The 12,197-nt window shown below is 57.3% G+C and carries 9 protein-coding genes; 7 read left to right on the forward strand and 2 right to left on the reverse strand.

All coding sequences use genetic code 11. The annotated features are described in order from the left end of the window. Positions 1–189: 189 nt before the first annotated feature. On the forward strand, positions 190–1,446 hold the full coding sequence (locus ACXKZD_RS10660; protein WP_488981592.1) for a mechanosensitive ion channel family protein: 1,257 nt from the start codon (positions 190–192) through the stop codon (positions 1,444–1,446). Positions 1,447–1,500: 54 nt separating this feature from the next. On the opposite strand, the gene ACXKZD_RS10665 is transcribed toward ACXKZD_RS10660, so the two are convergent. Beyond that, positions 1,501–1,797, reverse strand: coding sequence for a hypothetical protein (locus tag ACXKZD_RS10665; RefSeq protein WP_033767119.1), 297 nt, complete (start codon positions 1,795–1,797; stop codon positions 1,501–1,503). A gap of 426 nt (positions 1,798–2,223) precedes the next feature. Here ACXKZD_RS10665 and treZ point away from each other — a divergent pair, with 426 nt between their 5' ends. From treZ to budC, 4 genes are all read left to right on the forward strand, one after another. After that, positions 2,224–4,008 carry a malto-oligosyltrehalose trehalohydrolase gene (treZ, locus tag ACXKZD_RS10670; RefSeq protein ID WP_488981593.1) on the forward strand — a complete coding sequence of 595 codons (1,785 nt, stop codon included), beginning with the start codon at positions 2,224–2,226 and terminating at the stop codon, positions 4,006–4,008. Beyond that, entirely contained in the window at positions 4,005–6,533 is a 2,529-nt protein-coding gene (gene treY, locus ACXKZD_RS10675) for a malto-oligosyltrehalose synthase (protein WP_488981594.1), read from the forward strand. Before treZ ends, treY begins: the two co-directional genes overlap by 4 nt. Before the next feature lie 59 nt (positions 6,534–6,592). Then, the gene (gene glgX / locus ACXKZD_RS10680) at positions 6,593–8,668 is read left to right on the forward strand and encodes a glycogen debranching protein GlgX (RefSeq protein WP_010245519.1); all 2,076 of its coding nucleotides are present in this window, start codon (positions 6,593–6,595) and stop codon (positions 8,666–8,668) included. A gap of 126 nt (positions 8,669–8,794) precedes the next feature. Continuing rightward, a complete protein-coding gene (budC, locus tag ACXKZD_RS10685; protein WP_010245522.1) occupies positions 8,795–9,559 on the forward strand; it encodes a meso-2,3-butanediol dehydrogenase in 765 nt (254 codons plus the stop codon). Between the two features lie 114 nt (positions 9,560–9,673). Here the strand turns inward: budC and ACXKZD_RS10690 are convergent, their stop codons facing one another. Further along, positions 9,674–9,946 carry a hypothetical protein gene (locus tag ACXKZD_RS10690; protein ID WP_010245525.1) on the reverse strand — a complete coding sequence of 91 codons (273 nt, stop codon included), beginning with the start codon at positions 9,944–9,946 and terminating at the stop codon, positions 9,674–9,676. A gap of 542 nt (positions 9,947–10,488) precedes the next feature. Between ACXKZD_RS10690 and ACXKZD_RS10695 the strand changes: the two genes are divergently transcribed. Both ACXKZD_RS10695 and ACXKZD_RS10700 read left to right on the forward strand, forming a co-directional pair. After that, positions 10,489–11,028 carry a TetR/AcrR family transcriptional regulator gene (locus ACXKZD_RS10695; protein ID WP_033757510.1) on the forward strand — a complete coding sequence of 180 codons (540 nt, stop codon included), beginning with the start codon at positions 10,489–10,491 and terminating at the stop codon, positions 11,026–11,028. Then, complete coding sequence (locus ACXKZD_RS10700) at positions 11,025–12,173, forward strand: MFS transporter (RefSeq protein ID WP_187499999.1); 1,149 nt, start codon at positions 11,025–11,027, stop codon at positions 12,171–12,173. The genes ACXKZD_RS10695 and ACXKZD_RS10700 overlap by 4 nt, the downstream gene beginning before the upstream one ends. Positions 12,174–12,197: the final 24 nt, after the last annotated feature.

The raw sequence follows: 12,197 nt of genomic DNA on the forward strand, positions 1-12,197 counted from the left end.
TTATCGGCCAGCGCGGCGTTTATCTGAGTGTTGCACCAGAGAAGGTAACAATCCGCAGGATGGAGGGTGCTGTCAGCGCGCCGTTACGCAAAAAAAGCGGTGCGGCTCAGCCTGAACGCATTCGGCGCTTAACAACCGTCCCCGTGCTGTGGTTGAATTCGCCCCTTATCTTTTTTGCACGTGGTTATCATGCATTACATTCAGAGTCTGATGAGTTTTATTGAGGGAAACAGGGTACTGTCGATCAGCTTCAGCCTGTTGCTGCTGATTATGGCCGGGATGGTCACTCACCTGATCTGCAAATTTTTCATCGTCAAAGTGATCAGGAAGGTCTTTTTCAGCGGCCACAAAAAGGGCGTGCCGCTGGATAAAGATGTCCGCCTCTCTCAGAAGCTGTCAAATTTTGTGCCGGTGATTGTGGTCTACAATTTCCTGCAGTTTATGCCGGGCCTGCCTGAAAATCTGAAAGTGGCGATTCAGACCATCTGCGGCATCCTGTTTTTTGTCTATCTGTCGATCTTCTTCAACGAAGTGCTGGAGATTGTTAACAACTCCTATTCGCGCAAATCAAAACGCAAGAATCACTCGATCAAAGGCTATATCCAGATCGGCAAAATCCTGGTGCATATTATTGCCGCGATCATGATTCTGGCGATTATGTCCAACAAGTCACCGGCGATTATCATCTCCTCGCTGGGTGCGGTCGCCGCGGTGCTGATGCTGATCTTCCAGCATACGCTGCTGTCGCTGGTGGCGAATATTCAGCTCTCCTCTAACGATGTGCTGCAACTGGGCGACTGGATTGAGATGCCGGACAGAAATATCAGTGGTGAAGTGATCGATATTGCCCTGCATACCATCACCATCCGCAACTGGGACAACACCATTTCGCGCATCCCGACCAAGAACTTCCTGACCGAGACCTACACCAACTGGCAGGCGATGTTCTCCTCGGGCGCACGCCGCATCATGCGCAGCTTTTATCTTGATCAGAAGTCGATCACCTTTGTGAATCAGGAGATGCTGCAGGCGATGAGCCAGATCCGTCTCGCTGGCGAATCGATCACTGAGCTGCTGGATGGGCGTGATATCAATGCCGTGGGCGACCGCTGGTTTATGGAGAACGGCATCACCAATCTGATGGTGTTCCGTAAATACCTGACCGCCTGGCTGGCGCAGCGTGACGACATTCAGAAAGAGATGTATATCGTGGTGCGACCGCTGAAACCGTCGCCGGATGGATTGCCGGTGGAGATCTACTGCTTCACCTCCTCTATTTTCTGGGCCGATTACGAAAATACTCAGGCAGCGATTTTTGAGTATATCTACGCGATGGCCCGCCACTTTGAGCTGCAGATTTATCAGCATCCGGCAGGATCCGATTTTGCCCGTCTGGCTCAGCCGCGCCCCGACAGCTGGGACGCACAGCAGAGCGGCGGGCAGTAACCAGAATGCGCGGTGGCGATCTGCCGCCGCCGTGATTCACGTTTGCTCAGCGCATTAACTTTTACTCAGCGCATAGTTCAGCACTTTGTCATTTTTCATCTGCACGGTCAGCGTCTGCCCTTCGGTGGTATTCAGGGTGCGCGCCTCGCTGTAGGTCCACTTCAGCAACCGTTGCCCGTCCGGGTAAGGCGTTTCACTGTCAGGCTGACCGAACAGCGCGATCAGCTGGGCTTTAGTGGTCTGACCGGCATGAATTTGCTGCAGATTACTGCTGTCCAGCCTGTGTCCGACCCGGTTAGAACAGGCGGAGACCAGCAACAACAACGCGGCTAACAGAACTCTTTTCCTCACGTAACATCCTTCTGAAGTGTTCAGCGCCGCAGGTCATCCGGAGCGACCTGCGCCATCGCGCATAAGCTTATAGCGAATCGGCGCCATCCGGCAGGCTTTTCTGCGCCTGGTTCCTGCTTTCGCCCCGCCGGATGCAGATTCACAGCAATTAACGCAAATTAATGCCTCTCCACCTCCCGCCGCCCTGCGATTGCAACATCTTAGTCTATGATTACTCTCTGTATGCCGCGTGGAAGCGGTCTCACGGCCCGTTTTCCGCCACACCACGCTGAATACCAGTCCGGCTTTCTGACTGAAGAGACGCGCCAGCCCACCTGGCCTCCTGGTCTCGCTGATAGCTTTAAGATTTTTTGACGCTTGCGTCATCGACATCCTTTTCGTGCGGTGGCCACCATCGCGCATTTCCAGGCTAAATGAGGCAACTGAATGGAATCCAAATCTTTTTTTAAAAGTTGGGGCGCTGAACGGGTTGCCAGCGACGAGGTGCGTTTCCGCCTCTGGGCAACCGGTCAGCAACGCGTGACGCTGCGGCTCTCCGGTAAAGACATTGAGATGACGCCGCAGGCTGACGGCTGGTTTGAAACTCAGGTCGCTGGTGTGGCAGCCAATGCCGAATATGATTATGTGCTGGCCGATGGTACAGCGGTGCCCGATCCCGCCGCCCGCGCTCAGAAAGCAGAGGTCAATGGCCCGTCGCTGGTGATCGATCCTGACGCTTATCAGTGGCAGAACACGAGCTGGAAGGGTCGTCCATGGCAGGAGTCGGTGGTCTATGAACTGCACATCGGCGCCTTTACGCCTGAGGGCACCTTCCGGGCGGCGATTGAGAAGCTGCCAACGCTGGCTGAAACCGGCATTACCATGATTGAAGTGCTGCCGGTGTCGCAGTTCGGCGGTAATCGCGGCTGGGGCTACGATGGCGTGCTGCTCTATGCACCGCATGCCGCCTACGGTACACCCGATGATTTTAAAGCCTTTATTGACGCAGCACACGGCCACGGTCTGTCGGTAGTGCTGGATATCGTGCTGAACCACTTCGGCCCGGAGGGCAACTATCTGCCGCTGCTCTCACCAGACTTCTTCCACAAAGAGCGCCAGACGCCGTGGGGTGCCGGTATCGCCTATGACGCTGATGCGGTGCGCCGCTATATCGTGGAAGCGCCGCTCTACTGGCTGCAGGAGTTTAATCTGGATGGCCTGCGCTTTGACGCCATCGATCAGATTGACGATCCCAGCGACAAGCATGTGCTGATTGACATTGCTGAGCGCATCCGCGCCTCGATTACCGATCGCCCTATTCATCTGACCACCGAAGATTGCCGTAACGTTACCTTCCTGCATCCGCGTGACGAAAACGGGGACGCTCCGCTGTTTACCGGCGAATGGAACGATGACTTCCACAACGCCGTGCATGTGCTGGCAACCGGTGAAAGCCACGCCTATTACCAGGATTTCGCCGACCAGCCGGAACAGCGGGTAGCGCGGGCGCTGGCAGAAGGCTTTGTCTATCAGGGCGAAGTCTCGCCGCAGTCGGGCGAGCCACGCGGCGTGAAAAGCAGCAGCCAGCCGCCGGTCGCCTTTGTCGACTTCATCCAGAACCATGACCAGACGGGCAACCGTGCGCAGGGCGAAAGGCTCATCAGCCTGGCCGGCGCAGAGCGCACCCAGGTGCTGCTGGCGATGTTACTGGTCTCGCCTCATATTCCGCTGCTGTTTATGGGTGAAGAGTATGGCGAAACCCGGCCGTTCCTGTTCTTCACCGATTTCCACGGCGATCTGGCCAAAGCGGTGCGTGAAGGTCGCGCCAGAGAGTTTGAAGGCCATGCCGGTCACGGCGAAACTGTGCCGGATCCCAACGATGTCACCACCTTTGAACAGTCGAAGCTTAACTGGCAGCGAACAGAAACGCCGGAAGGTCAGCAGTGGCTGGCGCTGACGCGTCAGCTGCTGGCCCTGCGTCAGCAACATATCGTGCCGCTGCTGCAGACCGCCGGTGGCGATGCCGGTCAGGTGGTGAAAACGGCGGAAGGTTTCCTCGCGGTGCGCTGGGACTTCCCGCAGGGCACGCTGTCACTGGCGCTGAACGTCGGCAACAGCACACAGCCGATCCCCGATCTGCCCGGCGAAACGCTGTTTGCCTGGCCGCAGGCCGCCAGCAAACTGATTCCCAACGCTATCGTGGTACGTCTGGCTAAGAGAGAAGCAGAATGAATATTCCAACCGCAACGTACCGCATCCAGTTCCGCAACGGCATGACGTTTGACCGTGCGGCGGCGCTGGTGCCCTACCTGAAACAGCTGGGTATCAGCCATCTTTACGCGTCACCGATCTTCAGCGCTACTGCTGAATCGACCCACGGCTATGACGTGACCGACGTTAACCAGATCGAGCCGTCGATTGGCGGCCGTGAAGGATTTGATCGTATGGCTGCCGCGCTGAAAGCCGCCGGGCTGGGGCTGATCCTCGACATCGTGCCTAACCATATGGCCGCCTCGCTGGAGAACCCGTGGTGGCGCGACGTCATTGAGCATGGCGAAAAGAGCCGCTATGCGCATTACTTCGATATCGACTGGTCACGCCGCCTGACGCTGCCGTTCCTCGGTGACACCTTTGAGGCGGTGCTGGCCAACGGCGAGATCAGCGTGAAGCGCGATCCGCAGACCGGCAAACCGGCGCTGGCCTACTTCGACAATTTCTATCCGCTGGCACCTGAGACCTGGCAGGATCGGGAAGAAGCGGTGCTCGCCCTGCGCGACGCGGCGGAGATTGCTGAGCTGCATGACCAGCAGCCGTGGCGGCTGATGTCCTGGCGCGATGCGCCCAACGATCTCTCCTACCGCCGCTTCTTTGAAGTCACCGGTCTGGCAGGCGTGCGCGTGGAAGACAAAACGGTCTTCGATGCCGCGCATCAGCTGATCCTGGAACTGGTTCACAGCGGTGCGGTGCAGGGCTTACGCGTCGACCACGTGGATGGCCTGGCCGATCCGCACGGCTATCTGGAACAGTTACGCCAGGCTGCCGGTCCCGACTGCTATCTCACCGTGGAGAAAATCCTGGGTGACAATGAACAGCTGCCTGATGCATGGCCCGTTTCCGGCACCACCGGATATGAATTTATGGCCGCACTCGCCAATCTGCTGGTCGACAGCGATCAGCTGAGCGGACTGCGCAAAGCGTATCAGGCCGTCATCGGTAAAACCGTTGATATGAAAGCGGAGCTGCGCGCCGCCAAACTGTTGATGGCAAACCGCAATTTTGCCGGTGAATTTAACCGGTTACTGCAGCTGGCACTGAAGATTGCCGACGCAGAAGGCACGCCACAGCCGGAAGCGGAACTGAAGAATGCGCTGCGTGAACTGCTGGTGGCGTTCCCGGTCTATCGCACCTATGGTACGCCGCAGGGCCTGACGCCAGCCGACACCGCGCTGTTGCAACAGGTGGTCAGCGAGGTCAAAGCCAGTGCCCATGCGCCCGACAGTCAGGCGCTTGATTTCCTGACCCATATTCTGCGCGCAGAAGTTGCCGACTCCGCTCGCGACGATGCCACGCAATTCCGCACCCGCTTCCAGCAGCTGACCGGACCGCTGATGGCGAAATCGGTGGAAGATACCCTCTTCTTCCGTCAGCACATGGCGCTGGCGCTGAATGAAGTCGGCGCTGAACCGCTGGCGCGCCACTTCTCGCTGGATCAGTTTCACGCTGAAATGCAGGCGCGGCGCGAACATCAGCCCGATGCGCTGTCGGGCACCTCTACGCACGACACCAAGCGCGGTGAAGATGCGCGTGCGCGACTCTATACCCTTACCGAAGCGCCGCAACGCTGGGCGGATTGCGTCAACCGCTGGCGTGAGATGAACCACGATCAGGTCGTACGCCTGAAAGATGGTCCGGCACCCGAACCGGCCGTGGAGTGGATGCTGTATGAAGCGCTGGCGGGCGTCTGGCCAACCACCCTGCAGCCGCAGGATGCGGAAGGTCTGGCGGCGCTGGAAGCACGCTTTGTGGTCTATGTGGAAAAAGCGCTGCGTGAAGCCAAGCTGCGTACCGACTGGGCCGACAATAACGACGCCTATGAGGAGGCAGTGCTGGGCTATGCCCGTCACCTGCTTGCGCCCGCCAGCAGCACCTTCCTCAGTGACTTCTGCCAGTCGCTGCAACCCTTTATGCGTGCCGGTCTGGTCAACAGTCTGACCCAGACTGTGGTGAAGCTTACGGCGCCTGGCGTACCCGATATTTATCAGGGCAGCGAGGCGCTGGACTTCAGCCTGGTCGATCCGGATAACCGCCGCGAACCCGATTTCGACGCGCTGGCGGCGATGCTTAACGCGCCACAGCACGACGGCAGCGAGGCGCACTGGCTGCGTGGTCAGGTCAATCAGCAGGCGATTGTGAAGCTGCTGACGCTGCGTCAGCAGCAGCCTGCCCTGTTCCGCCACGGTGACTATCTGGCACTGTCGGCAGAGGGCGAGCAGCAGAATAATGTGCTGGCCTTTGCCCGCACCGGACAGGATCAGGCGGTGATAGTGGTTGTGTCACGCCGGGTCTTTAACCAGTTGCCGGCGAATCTCGACCAGCCGCCCGCTGCGCGCTGGGCTGACACGGTCATTGCGCTGCCCACCGCACTGGGCCAGCGCCGCTACCAGGATGTGCTGACCGGTAAAACGGTGGCTGCGGGCGACCAGTTGCCGCTTACCGGGCTGGCATCGCAGTGGTGTGCCGTGCTGGTGGCACAGTGAATTCCGGAAAGAACTTTTTTTATTACGCGTCAATCTGTTCATTGAATAACGAGGCATAAATGTCAAACAGTCAGCGTTTTGAAATTACGGCGGGATACAGCCATTTACTGGGGGCCAACTTTGATGGTCAGGGCGTGAACTTCGCCCTGTTCAGCGCCCACGCCGAGCGGGTTGAACTCTGTCTGTACGATCCCAGCGGTAAAACGGAAATTGCCCGTCTGGAGCTGCCGGAATATACCCATGAAGTATGGCACGGCTATATTCCGGGCCTGCAGCCCGGCGCGCTTTATGGCTATCGCGTCTATGGCCCTTATGACCCGGAAAATGGTCATCGCTTTAACCCGAACAAGCTGCTGCTCGATCCCTACGCCCGTGAACTGGCGGGAGACATCGCGTGGAACGAGGCGCACTTCGCTTACGATCTCTATCATGACGATAAAGATCTGACCTTCGACAGCCGCGACAGCGCGCCGTTTACGCCAAAGTGCCGGGTGATCGATCCCAACGAATTCGACTGGCAGGATAAAAACCGCCCGAATGTGCCGTGGCCGAAAACCGTCATCTATGAAACCCACGTTAAGGGCTTCACGCAGCTCAACACCGCCCTGCCACCTGAAATGCGCGGCACCTTTGACGGCATGAGCCACAAATCGACCGTCGACTACATCAAAAGCCTGGGCATTACCTCGGTCGAACTGCTGCCGGTACACTGGTTCCCGGATGACCAGCACCTGCTGGATAAAGGGTTGAAAAACTTCTGGGGATATAACACGCTGAACTTCTTTGCCCCCGCCACCCGCTACTTTGGGCCGCGCGGCATTCAGGGCTTCCGTGACATGGTGCGAGCCTTCCATGATGCCGGTATTGAGGTGATCCTCGACGTGGTTTACAACCACACCGCCGAGGGGAATGAGCTGGGGCCAACGCTGTCGTTTAAAGGCATCGATAACTTCTCCTATTACCGTACGTTGCCAGACCAGCATCGCTATTACATCAACGACACCGGTACCGGTAACACCGTCAACACCTCGCATCCGCGTGTGCTGCAGATGGTGCTCGATTCGCTGCGTTACTGGTCAGAATCAATGCATATCGACGGCTTCCGTTTCGATCTGGGTACCATTCTCGGTCGCGAGCCTGATGGTTTTGACCCGCGCGGCGGCTTCTTCGATGCCATCATGCAGGACCCGGTCCTGTCGCAGAAAAAGCTGATCGGTGAACCCTGGGATATCGGTCCGGGCGGCTATCAGGTGGGCAGCTTCCCGCCAGGCTGGGCAGAATGGAACGATCAGTATCGCGATACGGTGCGTGACTACTGGAAAGGCAACAACGTCTCCACAGACTTTGCTGCCCGCCTGCTGGGTTCCGGCGATCTCTACGATCAGCATGGTCGTCGTCCATGGGCCAGCGTCAACTTTATCACCGCGCACGATGGCTTCACCCTCAACGATCTGGTGTCGTACAACGACAAACATAACGCGGAGAATGGCGAAGACAACAACGACGGCCACAACGACAACCGCTCTTACAACTACGGGGTTGAAGGCCCGACCGATGATGAAGGCATCAACGCGGTGCGTGAGCGTCAGAAGCGCAACTTCCTCGCCACGCTGATCTTCTCACACGGTACGCCAATGCTGCTGGCGGGCGACGAGTTTGGCCGCAGCCAGATGGGCAACAACAATGGCTACTGCCAGGACAGCGAAATCTCCTGGGTACACTGGGATAACCTGCCGGAATCTGCCGAGGCGCTGCGCGAGTTCACCCGCCAGATCCTGACGTTACGTGCTCAGCAGCCGTTACTGCGCCGTGAAAACTGGCGTGATGGCATGGATATCAAATGGTTTAACGCCGGTGGCGGCTTCCAGCAGGCTGAGCAGTGGGATGAGGGATCAACGCTGGGGGTTTATATCGGCCGACCGGACCTCCAGACCGAGGAAGGCATCTGGCACGACGTCCTGATGCTGTTCAATCCGTTTGAAGGCAATGTACCGTTCCAGATCCCGCAGTTTGGTGAAGGCGGCTGGGTGCTGGAACTGACCACCAGCGACACCGCGAAGCGCGGTCTGGTGATCACCAAAGAGAAGGATTTCGAACTGGAAGGACGCAGCTTCGCCCTGTTCAGACGTCCATAGCCGCTCACCCGGTTAAAAAGCAGTCATCTGGCGCAGCGCATTTCGCGCTGCGCTTGTGTTTCTGGCGATCGCTGCCAGGCTTAACCGGTTGTTAACAGTGAGAATTGATGCTGAAAAGGAGGCATAATGTCCAGATTTACGCAGAAAGTTGTGGTTGTGACAGGTGCCGGATCCGGCATTGGCGAAGCCAGCGCAAAACGCTTCGCTGAAGAGGGTGCATCAGTGGTGCTGGTGGGCCGTACCGCGCAGAAACTGGAAGAGACGCTGGCCGACATGACGCCAGGCGATCACCTGGTTGCTGCCTGCGACGTCTCAGAAGCCGCACAGGTTAAACAGCTGTCAGAAACCGTGCTGAAGAAGTATGGCCGTGTTGACGTACTGGTAAATAACGCCGGCGTCATCGTGCAGGGCCGCATTCATGAAGTCGACCTCGACGCATGGAAAACCCTGATGAAAACTGACCTTGATGGGGTTTTCCACGGCGTACACTATTTCATGCCTGCCCTGTTAAAGAGCAAAGGCAACGTGGTTAACATCTCTTCCGTTTCCGGTTTAGGCGGCGACTGGGGCATGAGCATCTACAACGCGGCTAAAGGGGCGATTACCAACTTCACCCGTGCGCTGGCGATGGACTACGGCGCAGATGGCGTACGAGTCAATGCAATCTGTCCCGGCTTTACCTTTACCGATCTGACCGAAGATGCCAAACAGGATCAGGCGCTGCTGGAGCGCTTTTACGACCGTATTCCACTGCGCCGGGCCGGTGAAGCGGATGATATCGCCCGTGCCATTCTCTTTATTGCCAGCGATGAAGCCAGTTATATTACCGGCGTTAATCTGCCGGTTGATGGCGGAATTACCGCTTCAAATGGCCAGCCTAAACAGGCTTAAATAAAGAACAGGGCAGCGTCTTTACGCTGCCTTTTTTTATTCTAACCGGCCCGCAGCATTAATTCCCTTTATTATCCTTCTGCCACAGCAGAACAATAACTGCCTGCATACAAATTAATGTTTTGGCGTATGGCGGGTTGGCGTTGCCGCGCGTGCCGGTTTAATTGCCGTGCTGCTGGTCGGGCAAATAAAAGTGCTCAGGCAGGCATTACAGAGTATGGCATTAGCGTGATGGACTTTCGCCACGGCCAGCGCCTGCTGGCGGGTATAAAGCGAACCAATAAAAACGCGTTTATCGTTCTTTGACAGATTAACGCAACCTTCTTTGTGTAAAATCCATCCACCCATGGGACGCGGGCACAGATAATAGTAGCTGGCTTTGAGCATGGTAGTCATCCTGATAGTTGCTGTATGTATCTTAAAAAACGAACCAAAATTCGTAAGAGGTTTTTTTTGTAATCTGAAGCTTTATTAAACTAACTGAGAATTATCCCTAAAACCACTTTATTGCGTGAGTCTGGCTGACTTTGAGAATATGCCCTTTTTCATTGCTTATGTCGCTTCAGGCATTCCAAGCGCTGTAACGCCCTCACCCTCACTGTCGCCCCGCTTACATTTATACTGCTAATGCATCATTAAAAAAGCAAAAACCAAAACAATACCTTAAAAACAATACCTTATAAAATCAACCTGCGCGCCAGGGGTGACGCGCTACTCAGATATGATTAGAGCAGAAGCTGAAAAATATCATCCCCGCAGGGGTATTTATGAGTATTGATAAACTGAACCTGAATAAGAGTGAAAGTGGTGCACAGCGTGCCTTTAAGCGGAACGCCAGCTCCCCTGGCATCAGGGATTTATCAATACCAGCGGGCGTAATTAACAGCGACCGGCTTGAAAAAGTAAAACGATCGGTTTACTTTTAAAGCATGAAAAAGAGAAACGATATCATCCAGGCCGCCGAGCGGCTCTTCTACACCCACGGTTTCCACGCCACCAGCACCGACAATATCTGTCGCGAAGCGGGCGTCTCTACCCGCACGCTCTATCATCACTTCGCCTCACGCGAAGCGCTGACCGCAGCGGTACTCGACGCGCGCGAGCAGCGCTTTATGGCCGATCTGCTGCCACCGCAACAGCCTGATGCGATAGCGCATCTGTTCAGGGTGCTGGGCGAGTGGACGGCAGCGAACGGTGCCCGTGGCTGCTTCTTTCTTAAAGCCTGGGGAGAGTATGCCGAGCGGGACAGTGAACTGGCCGCTCAGGCGCTAGCCTTCCGGGCCACGATGCGGGCTTATATCACCCATTGTGTGACGCATCTGCGCGGTGCTGAAGATAAGTCGCTGAGTGATGCTATCTGGATACTCTTTGAGGGTGCCATTACCACGGCGCTGATTACCGGTCCCGCCGCTGCTCAACAGGCGGCGCAGGTCGTCAGTCAGTTACTTCAGAACAGGGCGACAGGATGAGATCGCCCATCGCGCTGGCGCTGACCGGCTTCAGCCTGATCGCCGTGACCTATGGCATGGCGCGCTTCTCGTGGGGATTGATGCTGCCCGCTATCTCAGCGGAGATCCCCTTCAACCCGCAGCAGGCGGGTATGCTGTCAGCCTGCAGCTTTGTGGCATATTGCCTCACTATTCTTACCGCAGCCGCGCTGGCAGATCGCTATGGCACCCGGCTGACGGCGCTGCTGGCCTCACTCAGTGCGACAGCGGGTCTGCTGCTGCTCGCCTGTGCCTCATCAACGCTGCTGCTGGCGGCCGGACTCTTTATTGCCGGATTGAGTGCCGGTCTGGCTTCACCAGCCCTGGCGGCGGCGGTCAGTGATCGAATCCCTGCTGCGGGTCAGCCGCGCATCAATACCCTGATCAATGCCGGCACCAGCGCGGGCATTATCCTGACGGTGGTCATCCTGAGCGTTCTGCCCGGCGGCTGGCGTGCCGCCTGTCTGCTGTTCGCTTTGCTGTCGCTGGCCTGTGTGCTGCCGGTGATGCGCGTGTTATCGGGTCACGCCGCCAGCCGCCCCACCAGAGTACGTCACTGGCACCAGCGCCTGTATCGCCGCTCCATGCATCGTCTGATGAGTATTGCGTTGATTTCGGGTCTGGTCAGTGCAGCCTGGTGGAGCTTTGGGTCAGCGCTGCTGCGACAGCATGTCGGTGTTGATGAGGAGACCGCCCGCTTACTCTGGCTGATTGCCGGAGGCGCAGGCATCGTGGGTGCGGCAACCGGACCGGTCGCTGCCCGTATCGGGCTGAAGGGTGTATACCGGCTCTCACTGTGCGGGATGGCAGTGCCACTGCTGGTGCTGGCCTGGAGTCGGGGCGAATCCACCGGCTTAGCGATCGCGGTTGCCTGCTGTGGCGCAGGTTACGTCACGCTATCGGGCGTGCTGCTGGTGTGGGGCGCACGCGCCACTGCTGAAGATCCGGCGACCGGCGTCGGCATCCTGTTTTTTATGCTGGCGGTGGGCCAGGTAGCGGGATCGCTGCTGTTTGGTCAGCTCTATGCCTCTTTGGGTGCCAGTACGGCATTAACGCTGTTTGCGGTCAGCGCCCTGCTGTTGCTGTTTATTGTGCCCGCGCAGAACAGCAGCGAGTCGGGTAAATAAGCAGGTGTAAACGAATGGGTTGGC

Source organism: Pantoea sp. ABR1s, assembly GCF_057812235.1.